Origin of the sequence: Burkholderia sp. ABCPW 14 (assembly GCF_001523835.1) — a bacterium.
GTDB lineage: Bacteria > Pseudomonadota > Gammaproteobacteria > Burkholderiales > Burkholderiaceae > Burkholderia > Burkholderia mayonis.
Genome location: NZ_LOVS01000199.1, coordinates 1 through 12799, shown reverse-complemented (window position 1 = coordinate 12799; position 12799 = coordinate 1). Strand labels below are relative to the sequence as shown.

The following is a 12799-nucleotide window of genomic DNA, read 5'->3' as shown; positions in this document are numbered from 1 at the left end:
CCGTTTTCAGGCTTGGTGGCCTTTGAAACATGGTTTTGGCAAGGCGCTGGAGACCTTATTTGATGCATCTGAAGTTGGTTGACGCCGGGCCCGTCGACGCTGCGGTTGCGCTCTTCGCAGCGGCCGCCGACGGACGCGACGGCGGGGCGGCGGCGCAAGCCGAGGCGGCCCCGACGGCTTCCCCGAGCGACGCGCCCGCCGCCGGTGGCGGGCGTCCTGCGGCGAATTTCGCCGCGATGCCGACTCAGATCAAGCGCGCGCGCACCGACATCGTCGTAACCGTCGGCATCGGCGCGCCGGGCGACCCGGTCGCGCGACGGACGGCCGTCGTTCGCGCGGCGGCGGCGTCCGGGCGTGCGCCGATCGCAAACGACGCAGTGCGCGCGACCGCCGACACCACGAGGCGCGCCGACCCGAGCGAAGCATTCGACGTGCCGCATCCGATGCCGGCGCCCGCCCGCGAGGCGACGGCCGATGTCGTGCGCGGTCGCATCGGCGACGCGAAGGTTGGCGCATGGACGCTCTACGACTTCAAGGAGGCCAAGCACACCGTCCTCAAGTCGTGAATTACAGACGGGACTCGCGACGGCACCGAAGCTTCAGTGCGGTGCCGTTTTCGTATCCGTCCCGGCAAGACGCGCGGTCACACAGTCCGCACCGTCCGCGCCGGGCCGACATCACCTTACCGGTATTGACTTAGTACCCGCAGTGTCGTCGAGTTGTCGCGATTCCATCGCTTATCCGCGTGGCGGAGCGCTCATCCGGCGGCACGGGCCAAGGAGCTTTAAATGGATATTTTCGTCCAGCAGATCCTCAACGGACTGGTGCTCGGCAGTGTCTACGCCATCATCGCGTTGGGCTACACGATGGTGTACGGCATTCTCGGCATCATCAACTTCGCGCACGGCGACGTGCTGATGGTGGGCGCGATGGTCGCGCTTTCCGCGATCACGGTGCTGCAGAACCACTTCCCCGGTCTTGGCCACGTCGCGACGCTAGCGATCGGGCTCGGAATCGCGGCGGTCGTCTGCGCATGCGTCGGCTTCACGATCGAACGCGTCGCATACCGGCCGCTGCGCCGGGCGCCGCGTCTCGCGCCGCTCATCACCGCGATCGGCGTGTCGATCCTGCTGCAGACGGCCGCGATGATGATCTGGTCGCGCAATCCGCTGCCGTTTCCGCAGTTGCTGCCGACCGATCCGATCAGCGTGATCAAGGCGGGCGAGAACAATCCGGGCGCGGTGATTTCGATGACCGAGATCGCGATCGTCATCGTCGCGTTTCTCGTGATGGCGGGTCTGCTGCTGCTCGTGCACAAGACGAAGCTCGGCCGCGCGATGCGCGCGATCGCCGAGAACCCGAACACGGCGAGCCTGATGGGCGTGAATCCGAACTTCGTGATTTCGGCGACCTTCATGATCGGCTCGGCGCTCGCCGCGCTCGCGGGCGTGATGATTGCCTCCGAATACGGCAACGTGCACTTCTACATGGGCTTCATCCCCGGCATGAAGGCGTTCACGGCAGCGGTGCTGGGCGGGATCGGCAACCTGGGCGGCGCGATGGTGGGCGGCGTGCTGCTCGGCCTCATCGAGCAACTGGGCGCGGGCTACATCGGCAATCTGACGGGCGGCGTGTTCGGCAGCAACTACCAAGACGTGTTCGCGTTCATCGTGCTCATCATCGTGCTGGTGTTCCGGCCGTCGGGCCTCTTGGGCGAACGTGTCGCCGATCGCGCGTAAGGAGAACAACATGACATCCATTCAACCGATCGAAACGTCGGCTTCGCTCGTCGAAGAGCGCCACACCGCGAAGACCGTCACCATCGGCGTGCTGACCGCGGCGCTCGTCGTCGCGGCGCCGCTTCTCATCGGCGCGGCGGGCGGCAACTACTGGGTGCGCGTGCTCGACTTCGCGATGCTGTACGTGATGCTCGCGCTGGGTCTGAATGTCGTCGTCGGCTTCGCCGGCCTGCTGGACCTGGGCTACATCGCGTTCTACGCGGTGGGCGCGTACACCGCGGCGCTCCTGAGCTCGCCGCACCTGACGTCGCATTTCGACTGGATCGCGCAATTGTTGCCGGGCGGCCTGCACGTGCCGTTCTTCGTGATCGTGCCGATAGCGATGTCGGTCGCCGCGTTCTTCGGCATCCTGCTCGGCGCGCCGACGCTGCGTCTGCGCGGCGACTACCTCGCGATCGTGACGCTCGGCTTCGGCGAGATCGTGCGGATCTTCATGAACAATCTCGACCGTCCGGTCAACGTGACGAACGGGCCGCAGGGGATCACGGGCATCGATCCCGTCAATGTCGCGGGCTTCAACCTCGCGCAGACGCACGAGATCTTCGGGTTCTCGCTGCCGTCGGTCTACATGTACTACTACCTGTTCGTGATCTGCGCGCTCTTCGTGATCTGGGTCTGCACGCGGCTGCAGCACTCGCGGATCGGCCGCGCGTGGGCCGCGATCCGCGAGGACGAGATCGCTGCGAAGGCGATGGGCATCAACACGCGTAACGTGAAGCTGCTCGCGTTCGCGATGGGCGCGTCGTTCGGCGGCCTGTCGGGCGCGATGTTCGGCGCGTTCCAGGGCTTCGTGTCGCCGGAATCGTTCACGTTCTGGGAATCGATCGTCGTGCTCGCGTGCGTCGTGCTGGGCGGCATGGGCCACATTCCCGGCGTGATCCTCGGCGCGGTACTGCTCGCCGTGTTCCCCGAATTCCTGCGCTCGACGATGAGCCCGCTGCAGCACATGCTGTTCGGTCACGACATCATCGATACGGAAGTGATCCGCCAGGGCCTCTACGGCCTCGCGATGGTGATCATCATGCTGTATCGCTCGGAAGGCCTGTGGCCCGCGCCGAAGCATGAGGACCGAATCGCGAAGCTGGCGAAGCGCGGCGGCAAGAAGCCGGTGCGCGCTTAAACGACGTGGGACCAGCGTGAGCGCTAACGCGCCAGGGCTGGTCGACACAGGAGAAAAGACAATGAGCGAACAAATTCGACTGTCCGTCAAAGGCGTGAACAAGCGCTTCGGCGGCCTGCAGGCGCTGTCCGACGTCGGCCTCGAGATCCCGGAAGGCGAGATCTACGGCCTGATCGGCCCGAACGGCGCGGGCAAGACCACGTTCTTCAACGTGATCACGGGGCTCTACACGCCCGATTCCGGCGAGTTCCGGCTCGACGGCGACACGTACACGCCGACCGCGGTCCACCAGGTCGCGAAGGCAGGCATCGCGCGCACGTTCCAGAACATCCGCCTGTTCGGCGGAATGACGGCGCTCGAGAACGTGATGGTCGGGCGCCACGTGCGCACGAAGCACGGTCTCCTGGGCGCGGTGTTCCAGACGCCGGCCGAGCGCAAGGAAGAGCGCGAGATCAAGGAGCGCGCGATCGAGCTGCTCGACTACGTCGGCGTGCTGCAGTACGCGGACTACACCGCGCGCAACCTGTCGTACGGCCACCAGCGCCGGCTGGAAATCGCGCGCGCGCTCGCGACCGATCCGAAGCTGCTCGCGCTCGACGAGCCGGCGGCGGGCATGAACGCGACCGAGAAGGTCGAGCTGACGCGCCTGCTCGACAAGATCCGCTCGGACGGCCGCACGATCCTGCTGATCGAGCACGACGTGAAGCTCGTGATGCATTTGTGCAACCGCATGACGGTGCTCGATTACGGGAAGGTGATCGCCGAGGGGCTGCCGCAGGATGTGCAGAAGAATCCGAAGGTGATTGAGGCATATCTCGGCGCAGGGGTGCACTGATGGCAACGGCAATGTTGAAAATCAAGGGCTTGCAGGTCAACTACGGCGGCATCCAGGCCGTCAAGGGCGTTGACATGGAAGTTCGTCAGGGCGAGCTCGTGACGCTGATCGGCGCGAACGGCGCGGGCAAGACGACGACGATGAAGGCGATCACGGGTCTCAAGCCGTATTCGGCGGGCGACATCGAGTACGACGGCCAGTCGATCAAGGGCGTGCCGCCGCACGAGCTCCTGAAGCGAGGCCTCGCGATGGTGCCGGAAGGCCGCGGAATCTTCGCGCGGATGTCGATCGTCGAGAACATGCAGATGGGCGCGTATCTGCGCAACGACACGGACGGGATCAAGAAGGACGTCGACCGGATGTTCGGCTTCTTCCCGCGCCTGAAGGAGCGGGCGACGCAGCTCGCGGGCACGCTGTCGGGCGGCGAGCAGCAGATGCTCGCGATGGCGCGCGCGATCCTCTCCAAGCCGAAGCTGCTGCTGCTCGACGAGCCGTCGATGGGCCTGTCGCCGATCATGGTCGAGAAGATCTTCGAAGTGGTGCGCACGATCTCGAAGGAGGGCATCACGGTGCTGCTCGTCGAGCAGAACGCGCGTCTCGCGCTGCAGGCGGCCGACCGCGGCTACGTGATGGATTCGGGTTCGGTCACGATGGAGGGCGACGCGAAGCAGATGCTCGACGATCCGAAGGTGCGCGCCGCGTATCTGGGCGAGTAAGCACGATCGACGCTTGCCGTGCGCCGGGTCGCGCGGCGCGGTTTTCAGGAAGCCGTCACGGTTCGCCGTGGCGGCTTTTTGTTTTGTGCATCGGGGCATCGGCGCGGCGCGTGCATCGGGGCGCGGCGGCCGAGTGCGATGGCGTGCCCCGCTGATTGCGGCGCTCGAAGCGACGTCCGATGTCGGCTTTCGTGCCCGATCAAGTTCCCGATGCACGATGCGCGGCGTTCGCCGATCGGCATATCGAAAACCGACACGCAGCTCGGGCACAATGTGCGTGCCACCATCGAACGGAGACGCACATGAGCCTCGATTACGGTTTCGTGAAAGCGAAGATCAAAGCGGTCGCGGGTCTGAAGGCGGTGGGGCGCGCGAACGAGACGCAGTATCACGTCCACCTGACGCTCGCGTTGCACGGCGGCGACTGGGACGCCGCGATCAATGTCGGCACCAACGACGCGGACGACTTGCTCAAGTACAAGCTCGTCTACGATTTTCATCATCCGGTCACGCAGATGCTCGCCGCCGCCGCGGAAGGCTACACCGACCTGACGAACGACGACGCGCTGCCGGCGCTCGACTACGTGCGCAGCGACGTCCTGAGCGAAACGGGGGCGTGGCGGGTCAGCGACGTGATGGACGGCACCGAACATCCGGAACCGATTCCGTCGGTGTTGCGGCTCGTCGACGCCGCGCTTCAGCAGAATCTCGATCTGTACGTGTTCGGGCGCACGTACGTCGAAGGCAACGGGATTCACGACACGCACATGAACCAGGGATCGACCGGCCCGTATTTTCTGCATCAGGCGGGCGACGACGCGAACGACCACAACGACGTGTGGCAGGACGGCGCGCTTCTCGTCGATCTCGGCGGCGAGCAGTGGGCCGCGTATTTCGCGGCGTTCGAGCAGCAGGCGGTGCCGACCGACAGCCTCGGCAATCCGCTGCCGGGCGCGGGGCCGATTTCGTAGCGAGACGCAAGCGGCGGGAAGGGGCGTGCGCTTGCGCGGCGGCGCGTCGGCCGGCATGCCGATGAGGAATCACGTGAACCGGCATCCGGTCAGGGCCGCACGCGCCGTGGTGACCGGAAGAGCGCGGGGCGCGCCGCGCAGTCTCGCGGCGCGCTGCCCTCGTTTGCAGCTTCAATCCGGCGCGAGCCGCTTGCCGAACGAGATCCGTTCTTCCGCGCGATAGCCGAGCGCTTCGTAGAACCGGCACGCGTCGTCGTTGCCGGGCAGCACCTGCAGGTTCACTTTCGGGCAGCCGCGCGCGGTGAGCGCCGCTTCCGCATGCACGAGCAGCGCGCGGCCGATACCGAGCCGCCGTGCGCCGCGCTCGACGGCGAGCGAATACAGCCAGCCGCGGTGGCCGTCGTAGCCGGCCATCACGGTCCCGGCGATCCTCCCGCCGGCGATCGCGACGAAGAACAGCTCCGGCTGCGTCGCGAGCTTGAGCTCGATCGAGCGCCGCGGATCGCGGTGCGGCGTGCTTGCGTCCGAGTACGCGGGAAACGCATCGCGCCACACGGCGAGCACGGCATCCGTATCACCGTGCTCGAACGGGCGGATCGCGACGTCGTCGGCAACGATCGCGGTCGACATGTGCGATCAGAGCGAGTCGAGCACCGAACGCAGCATCGCCATCATCTGGTCGATTTCTTCGTTCGTCACGTTGAGCGCCGGCATGAAGCGCAGCAGGTTCGGACGCGCGGCGTTCAGCAGCAGGCCGTCCGGCTGCATGTCGCGCGCCTTCTCGACGATCTGCGGGCCGATGTCCTTGCCGAGCAGCAGCGCGCGCAACAGGCCTTCGCCGCGCTCGCCCTCGAAGCCGCGCTCTTCCGACAGCTCGAGCAGCTTGCGCTTCAGGTATTCGCCGCGCGCGCGCACGCCTTCGAGAAAGCCCGGCGCGACGAGCTGCGAGATCACCGCGTGGCCGGCCGCCGTCATCAGCGGGTTGCCGTTGTAGGTGCCGCCCTGGTCGCCCGCCTCGAACACCGCGACGTCCGCCTTCGACAGCAGCGCCGCGAGCGGCACGCCGCCGCCGATGCCCTTGCCGAGCGTCATGATGTCCGGTTCGATGTTCGCAAGCTCGTACGCGAACAGCGTGCCCGCGCGGCCGCAGCCGCTCTGCACTTCGTCGACGATGAGGAGGAGATCGTGCTGCTTCGTCAGCGCGCGTAGCTGCTGCATGAACGCGTTCGACGCCGGGATCACGCCGCCTTCGCCCTGGATCGGCTCGAGCATCACGGCGACGGTCTTGTCGCTGATCAGCTTCTCGACCGAGTTGATGTTGTTGATCTCGGCCTTCGGGAAGCCCGGCACCTGCGGCGCGTAGATCGTGTCCCAGCCGGCCTTGCCGCTCGCGGACATCGTTGCGAGCGTGCGGCCGTGGAAGCTGTGGTCGAACGTGATGATCTCGTACGCGCCGTTCTTGAATTTGCGGCCCCATTTGCGCGCGAGCTTGATCGCGCCTTCGTTCGCTTCCGCGCCGCTGTTCGTGAAGAACACCTTGTCGAACACGCTGTGCTGCGTGAGCAGGCTCGCGAGCTTCGCCATCGGCTCGTTGTAGAACGCGGGCGACGGGTTGAGCAGCTTCTCCGCTTGCGCCTGCAGCGCCTGGACGAGGCCGTCGTTGCAGTGGCCGAGGCAGTTGACCGCCCAACCCTGAATGAAGTCCAGGTAACGCTTGCCGGTGTGGTCGTAGAGCCACGAGCCCTTGCCGTGCGTAAACACGATGTCGGGGCGGTTCGTGATGTACATCAGCGAGTCGATCGGAAAGTCGTTCAGCGGCATAGCGGCAGGCTCCGGGGCGCGGTCGGCGAAAAGACAATAAAAAAAGCCACGGGGGACGCCGTGGCTTGGTGGTTCGAACAGCTTTCGCGTAACGGGGAAGCGGTTACGCGCGAGTCCGTGACGAGCCGGCGGCATCCGTGCGGAGCGGCGAGCGGCGACGTCGGAGGGAGGACTGGAAGCGGTTCATGTGCGCAAGCATAAGGCATCACGCGGCCTCAAGTAAACCGCTGCGACGCGACAATTCGGTGTCGCGGCGGTTTTTTCCGAGGCCGCGCGGTGCTCAGACGGCGTGGGCGAGGTCCGCGGCGCTCGTAAACGAGTCCGCATAGAACTCGTCGGCGGGCAGGCTGTGGTGCTGCGTGAAGTCGCGCTGCGCGGATTCGACCATCACGGGCGCGCCGCACGCGTACACCTGGTAGCCGGACAGGTCCGGCAGATCCTCGATCACCGCGCGGTGCACGAAGCCCGTGCGGCCTGTCCAGGCGTCGCTCGCGTCGGGCTCGGAGAGCACCGGCACGAACTCGAAGTTCGGGATCTCCTTCGCCCATTGCTCGGCGACGTCGAGCAGATACAGATCCTTCTTGCGGCGCGCGCCCCAGTAGAGCGTCATCGGGCGCCCGAGCTTCAGATGATGCGCGTGCTCGATGATCGCCTTGATCGGCGCGAAGCCCGTGCCGGACGCGAGCAGCACGATCGGCTTGTCCGAATCCTCGCGCAGGAAGAACGTGCCGAGCGGGCCTTCGAAGCGCAGGATGTCGCGCTCCTTCATCGCGCCGAACACGTGGTCGGTGAACTTGCCGCCCGGCATGTGGCGAATGTGCAGCTCGATCTGGCCTTCCTCGTGCGGCGCGGTCGCCATCGAGTAGCTGCGGCGCGCGCCGTCCTTCAGGATGAATTCGATGTACTGGCCGGCGAGATACTGCAGGCGCTCGTTCGCCGGCAACTGCAGTTTCAGCACGATCACGTCGTCCGCGCGGCGCTCGAGCGCCGCGACGCGGCACGGCAGCTTCTTCACCTGAACGCCGTCGACGCCGGCGATCTCGCGCACGTCGACTTCGAGGTCGCTCTGCGGCTTCGAGCAGCACAGCAGCGCGAGACCGCGCGTGCGCTCGTCGTTCGACAGCGCCGACGCGGAGTGCGGTCCCTGCTCGAACTGGCCTTGCACGATCGTGCCCTTGCACGAACCGCACGCGCCGTTCTTGCAGCCATAGGGCAGATGGACGTTCTGACGCAGCGCCGCCGCGAGCACGGTTTCGTCGGCCTCGACCTGGAACTGCCGGCCGCTTTGCTTGAGAGTTACGTTAAAAGCCATAAGTCGTTGAGAACAAAAAGTGGGGACCGTGCAATGCGTGCACGGCAGCTACAATGCATTCCTACGGATCAACCGATACACCATGATTGCGACACGAATCCTGCGCAGGCCGCGCGTATTGATCGTCGGCTGCGGCGACGTCGGCATGCGTTGCGTCGCGCAGTTGCGCGCGCGGCGCCGGAACCTGCGCATCGTCGCGCTGACGAGCCATCGGGCACGCTGCGCCGAACTGCGGGCGGCGGGCGTCGTGCCCGTCGTCGGCGATCTGGACGAGCGCGCGACGCTCGCGCGTCTCGCGCGTCTCGCAAGCGTCGTGCTGCATCTCGCGCCGCCGCAGGCGACGGGCGACGTCGATCGCAGAACGCAGGCGCTCGTCGCCGCGCTCGCGTCGCCGCGGCGGCCGTCGCGTCAGCTCGCGCCGGCGTACGGCAGGCTGCGCGCGGGGCGGGCCGCTGCCGGATCGGCTTGGCCGCCTTTTCAGGCAACGCGTATTGTACCCGACGCCCTGTCGCGTCCCGTCGTCGTGTACGCGAGCACGAGCGGCGTTTATGGCGACTGCGGCGGCGCATGGGTTGACGAAACGCGTCCGGTGCGGCCTGCGAATCCGCGCGCGCGACGGCGCGTGTCGGCCGAGCGCCAATTGCGCCGCGCGACCGCGCGCGGCGCGCTGTCCGCGCGCATCGTGCGGATTCCCGGCATCTACGCGGCGAACCGGCTGCCGCTCGCGCGGCTCGAGAAGGGGACACCGGCCCTCGTCGAGGCCGACGACGTCTATACCAACCATATCCATGCCGACGATCTCGCGTCGATCCTGTTGCGCGCCGCGGCGCGCGGCAAGCCCGCGCGGGTCGTCCATGCGAGCGACGACACCGAGTTGAAGATGGGGGATTACTTCGAGCAGGTCGCGCGCGCGTTCGGCATGCACTACCCGCCGCGCATCACGCGTGCCGACGCGGAGCAGCAGCTCGAGCCGATGCTGCTGTCGTTTATGCGCGAGTCGCGACGGCTCGCGAACGCGAGGATGAAGCGCGAATTGCGCGTCGCGCTGCGCTATCCGACCGTCGATGATTTCCTGCGCACCGTGGCCGCGCCGCGCCCGATCAAGTGATCGCCGGCAGCGCCTCGATCAGCAGGAAGCACAGCAGCGCGCCGATCAGCGCGCCGATCAGACTCGGATGATATTTGCGCTTCAGATGCATCGCGGTGAGCAGCCCGCCGATCATGATCGCGCCGAGCGCCGCGAACGCGAGTATCACGGACGAAATTTCAATCGGATTGCTGATGGTCATGATGTCCCCCCAAACCCGGAACGTGTTGTGGTTTTGTTTCGAGTATAGCGGGGCTTGATGACGCTGCCATGCTGCGAGGCAACATGGTCCGGATGGCTGCGCAGTAGCCGTTCGGACTTACCCTGACAGGGTTTTCGCGGTGTCGCGCAATGCGGCCAGATCGCGCTCGTCGAGCCAGCGCCACGCACCTTCGGCGAGATCCGCCGGCAGCGCGAAGCCGCCGATGCTCGCGCGATGCAGCGCCTCGACGCGGTTGCTCGCCGCCGCGACCATCCGCTTCACCTGGTGATATTTCCCTTCGGCGACCGTCATTTCGAGAAGTCGTTCTCCTCGGGCGCGCGCGGCGATCGCGGCGATCGGTTTCGGCTCGCCGTGCAGCAGCACGCCCGCACGCAGCGCATCGAGCTGCGTGTCGTCGAGCGGGTGGCGCACCGTCGCGACGTAGGTCTTTGGCACCTTGCGCTTCGGCGACGTGTACGCGTGGACGAACTGGCCGTCGTCGGACAGCAGCAGGAGGCCCGTCGTGTCCTGGTCGAGGCGGCCGACGCACTGGACGCCACGCTCGGCGAACTGCGGCGGCAGCAGGCTGAAGACGCTCGAATGATGCTGCGGCTCGCGCGAGCACTCGTAGCCCGCCGGCTTGTTGAGCACGACGTACGCGCGAGCGTGGTACGGCCACGCGACGCCGTCGACTTCGAACGCGAGATGGGCGGTGTCGAACGACGCATGCGCGTCGGTGCACGTCGCGCCGCCGACGGCGACGCGTCCTGCTTCGACGAGCGCGCGGCACTGGCGGCGCGACCCGAAGCCTTGTGTAAACAGAATGCTTTCGAGATCCATAGCGCGCGCATTGTAGCAAGCGTATCAAACGCGGATCGGGCAAACGGTCGCGGCGCGCTCGAGCGCAAGCGCACGCCGGGACTGGTAAGCTCGGGGCCGAGCGGCCGCGCTCGGCGCGACCGCAACTCCCCGTTCGAACGAAGGTACCCGATGACAACTACGACTACGATGACTTCCGTCGCGCGGCGCGGCCTCGCCGCCGCGCTCGCGCTCACGCTGTCGAGCGTCGCGTTCGCGCACGCGAAACCCGAAAAGACCGATCCGCCCGCGAACGCCGCGGTCGCCGCGCCGCAGGCCGTGTCGATCGGCTTCACCGAAACGCTCGAGCCGGCGTTCAGCTCGATCGTCGTCGTCGACGCGGCGGGCGCGCCGGCCGCGGCCGAGAAGGCGGTCGTCGACGCATCCGATCGCAAGCGCATGTCGGTCGCGCTCAAGCCGCTGCAGGCGGGCGCGTATACGGTCAAGTGGGTTGCGGTCGCGACCGACGGCCATCGCACGCAGGGCAGCTACCAGTTCACCGTGAAATAAGCGGCAAGCAATAAGCAATGTGCGGCCGCGGCATTCGAACACGCCGCGGCATTTGCCGAAATCGGATATTTCCGAATCCGTCATTCGATATCATCCGTATTCGATCCGGTTGCGCGGAATCGATTAATCTGGATCGATCGGTTTATTGTCGCCTGGTCGAATCGATTTAAAGCGCATTCGAATAAAAATAAATCCGCGCATTCGAGGCGTGCCATCCGAGGCGGCGCCGGCGATTGTCGAAACGGATCGCCCATGCTTCTTGCATCTCGATATCTCGCCCGCCGGCGTGATGCGCCGAATGCGTGACGCGGCGAACTGGCACGGCGGCGCTCGACGAGCGTTCGCCCCTATGCTCCGCATCGAAACGCTGCCGTAAGAACGCGCGCTAGCGGGGGGACGACGGACGCCGAGAGGCGCGTCGACCGCGGCGCGCTCAGCGCAGCCGTGTGACGGTGGCGCGCGTGCCGGTCGCCGGTGCCTCGTCCCGATCGTCGATCACGCGCGATCCGATGCGAATCCGCTCTTTCAGGAAATCGAGCAGCACGCGCACGCGCGCCGGCAGATGTTCGCTCGGCCCGACGAACACGGCGCTGATCTCTTCCTCGTCGCCCGGATTGAACGCTTCGAGCACCGGCACGAGGCGCTCCGCATCGATGTCCTCCGCGACGTGACAGCGCGCGAGCCGCGCGAGCCCGAGACCGGAGACGGCCGCCTCGCGGATGCTCTCGCCGTCGCCGAGCAGCAGGTTGCCGCCCGACGGCCGCAGACGCTGGCCTTCCGCCACGACGAACGGCCATGCCTTCGTGTTGCTGCTGAGGCCGATGCAATGGTGGCGATCGAGATCGTCCGGCGTCTCCGGCACGCCCCTGCACGCGAAGTACGCGGGCGAGCCGACGACGACCATCCGGCTGCCGCCGAGCCTGCGCATCACGAGCCGCGAATCGTCGAGCGCGCCCGAGCGGATCGCGATGTCGCTGCGGTCGTCGAGCAGATCGACGACCGTATCCGATAGCACGATGTCGAGCCTGATCTCCGGATAGCGGCGCTGGAACTCGGGCAGAAGCGGCATCAGATGGCGCTTGCCGAACGGCACGTGCGAATTGATTCGCACGCGCCCCTGCGGACTCGTGCCACGCGTCGCTTCGCGCTCGGCGTCGGCGATGTCCTCGAGGATGCGCACGCAACGTTCGTAGAACGCGGCGCCTTCCGGCGTGAGCTGCAGCTTGCGCGTCGTGCGGTTCAGCAGGCGCACGCCGAGCCGCGTCTCGAGCCGTTGAATGAATTTGCTGATCGCCGACGGCGTCATGTCGAGCCGTCGTCCCGCCGCAGAGAATCCGCACGACTCGATCACCTGAACGAACACCGCCATCTCGGAGAAACGATTGACCTCGCGCATAGATGATTTGACGAGACTTTAAATGTCTTGTTAATGGATGAATCCTAGGGATGCTCTGCACAAACGCGAATCGAGTGTGCTTGGTCGTTTGACAGGAAGCTGAATGCGCCACGACGCCAACCTATCAGCCCGGAACGAAGCTGGCCGGCACGCGCCGAGCAGCCTTCGCGTG

The 12799-nt window shown here is 66.4% G+C and carries 14 protein-coding genes; 8 read left to right on the top strand and 6 right to left on the bottom strand.

The genetic code is table 11. The annotated features are described in order from the left end of the window. The first annotated feature begins 62 nt into the window (after positions 1–62). The 6 genes from WS62_RS37735 (at position 63) to WS62_RS30090 (ending at position 5441) form a co-directional block, all read left to right on the top strand. The gene (locus WS62_RS37735; protein ID WP_066578929.1) at positions 63–566 is read left to right on the top strand and encodes an FscRII; all 504 of its coding nucleotides are present in this window, start codon (positions 63–65) and stop codon (positions 564–566) included. A gap of 222 nt (positions 567–788) precedes the next feature. Further along, complete coding sequence (locus WS62_RS30110; protein ID WP_066578867.1) at positions 789–1739, top strand: branched-chain amino acid ABC transporter permease; 951 nt, start codon at positions 789–791, stop codon at positions 1737–1739. A 10-nt stretch (positions 1740–1749) separates the two neighbouring features. After that, a complete protein-coding gene (locus WS62_RS30105; RefSeq protein ID WP_066493673.1) occupies positions 1750–2919 on the top strand; it encodes an ABC transporter permease subunit in 1170 nt (389 codons plus the stop codon). A 61-nt stretch (positions 2920–2980) separates the two neighbouring features. Further along, positions 2981–3754 (top strand): ABC transporter ATP-binding protein, encoded by a 774-nt coding sequence (locus tag WS62_RS30100; protein ID WP_066493674.1) that lies wholly within the window; start codon positions 2981–2983, stop codon positions 3752–3754. After that, positions 3754–4470, top strand: a complete 717-nt coding sequence (locus WS62_RS30095; RefSeq protein ID WP_066578864.1) for an ABC transporter ATP-binding protein — start codon at positions 3754–3756, stop codon at positions 4468–4470. Before WS62_RS30100 ends, WS62_RS30095 begins: the two co-directional genes overlap by 1 nt. 302 nt (positions 4471–4772) lie before the next feature. Continuing rightward, a complete protein-coding gene (locus WS62_RS30090) occupies positions 4773–5441 on the top strand; it encodes a DUF2278 family protein (RefSeq protein ID WP_066578861.1) in 669 nt (222 codons plus the stop codon). A 171-nt stretch (positions 5442–5612) separates the two neighbouring features. Here the strand turns inward: WS62_RS30090 and WS62_RS30085 are convergent, their stop codons facing one another. From WS62_RS30085 to WS62_RS30075, 3 genes are all read right to left on the bottom strand, one after another. Further along, positions 5613–6071 carry a GNAT family acetyltransferase gene (locus tag WS62_RS30085; RefSeq protein ID WP_066578858.1) on the bottom strand — a complete coding sequence of 153 codons (459 nt, stop codon included), beginning with the start codon at positions 6069–6071 and terminating at the stop codon, positions 5613–5615. Between the two features lie 6 nt (positions 6072–6077). Further along, entirely contained in the window at positions 6078–7262 is a 1185-nt protein-coding gene (locus WS62_RS30080; RefSeq protein ID WP_066578852.1) for an acetylornithine transaminase, read from the bottom strand. Positions 7263–7542: 280 nt separating this feature from the next. Further along, positions 7543–8574 (bottom strand): CDP-6-deoxy-delta-3,4-glucoseen reductase, encoded by a 1032-nt coding sequence (locus WS62_RS30075; RefSeq protein WP_066578849.1) that lies wholly within the window; start codon positions 8572–8574, stop codon positions 7543–7545. A gap of 28 nt (positions 8575–8602) precedes the next feature. Between WS62_RS30075 and WS62_RS30070 the strand changes: the two genes are divergently transcribed. After that, positions 8603–9682 carry an NAD-dependent epimerase/dehydratase family protein gene (locus tag WS62_RS30070; RefSeq protein WP_066578927.1) on the top strand — a complete coding sequence of 360 codons (1080 nt, stop codon included), beginning with the start codon at positions 8603–8605 and terminating at the stop codon, positions 9680–9682. On the opposite strand, the gene WS62_RS30065 is transcribed toward WS62_RS30070, so the two are convergent. Both WS62_RS30065 and WS62_RS30060 read right to left on the bottom strand, forming a co-directional pair. After that, a complete protein-coding gene (locus tag WS62_RS30065; protein ID WP_010102128.1) occupies positions 9675–9863 on the bottom strand; it encodes a hypothetical protein in 189 nt (62 codons plus the stop codon). The genes WS62_RS30070 and WS62_RS30065 overlap by 8 nt on opposite strands. A gap of 117 nt (positions 9864–9980) precedes the next feature. Continuing rightward, on the bottom strand, positions 9981–10703 hold the full coding sequence (locus tag WS62_RS30060) for a pseudouridine synthase (RefSeq protein WP_066578847.1): 723 nt from the start codon (positions 10701–10703) through the stop codon (positions 9981–9983). Positions 10704–10853: 150 nt separating this feature from the next. On the opposite strand from WS62_RS30060, the gene copC reads away from it, so the two are divergent. Then, a complete protein-coding gene (gene copC, locus WS62_RS30055; protein WP_066578846.1) occupies positions 10854–11231 on the top strand; it encodes a copper homeostasis periplasmic binding protein CopC in 378 nt (125 codons plus the stop codon). Between the two features lie 433 nt (positions 11232–11664). Here copC and WS62_RS30050 read toward each other — a convergent pair whose 3' ends face one another. Further along, complete coding sequence (locus tag WS62_RS30050) at positions 11665–12627, bottom strand: LysR family transcriptional regulator (RefSeq protein WP_066578843.1); 963 nt, start codon at positions 12625–12627, stop codon at positions 11665–11667. Positions 12628–12799: the final 172 nt, after the last annotated feature.

Bases quoted from the DNA above. Each gene is read 5' to 3' on its own strand.
- WS62_RS37735 (WP_066578929.1), top strand. From the start codon at position 63: ATGCATCTGAAGTTGGTTGACGCCGGGCCCGTCGACGCTGCGGTTGCG.
- WS62_RS30110 (WP_066578867.1), top strand. From the start codon at position 789: ATGGATATTTTCGTCCAGCAGATCCTCAACGGACTGGTGCTCGGCAGT.
- WS62_RS30105 (WP_066493673.1), top strand. From the start codon at position 1,750: ATGACATCCATTCAACCGATCGAAACGTCGGCTTCGCTCGTCGAAGAG.
- WS62_RS30100 (WP_066493674.1), top strand. From the start codon at position 2,981: ATGAGCGAACAAATTCGACTGTCCGTCAAAGGCGTGAACAAGCGCTTC.
- WS62_RS30095 (WP_066578864.1), top strand. From the start codon at position 3,754: ATGGCAACGGCAATGTTGAAAATCAAGGGCTTGCAGGTCAACTACGGC.
- WS62_RS30090 (WP_066578861.1), top strand. From the start codon at position 4,773: ATGAGCCTCGATTACGGTTTCGTGAAAGCGAAGATCAAAGCGGTCGCG.
- WS62_RS30085 (WP_066578858.1), bottom strand. From the start codon at position 6,071: ATGTCGACCGCGATCGTTGCCGACGACGTCGCGATCCGCCCGTTCGAG.
- WS62_RS30080 (WP_066578852.1), bottom strand. From the start codon at position 7,262: ATGCCGCTGAACGACTTTCCGATCGACTCGCTGATGTACATCACGAAC.
- WS62_RS30075 (WP_066578849.1), bottom strand. From the start codon at position 8,574: ATGGCTTTTAACGTAACTCTCAAGCAAAGCGGCCGGCAGTTCCAGGTC.
- WS62_RS30065 (WP_010102128.1), bottom strand. From the start codon at position 9,863: ATGACCATCAGCAATCCGATTGAAATTTCGTCCGTGATACTCGCGTTC.
- WS62_RS30060 (WP_066578847.1), bottom strand. From the start codon at position 10,703: ATGGATCTCGAAAGCATTCTGTTTACACAAGGCTTCGGGTCGCGCCGC.
- copC (WP_066578846.1), top strand. From the start codon at position 10,854: ATGACAACTACGACTACGATGACTTCCGTCGCGCGGCGCGGCCTCGCC.
- WS62_RS30050 (WP_066578843.1), bottom strand. From the start codon at position 12,627: ATGCGCGAGGTCAATCGTTTCTCCGAGATGGCGGTGTTCGTTCAGGTG.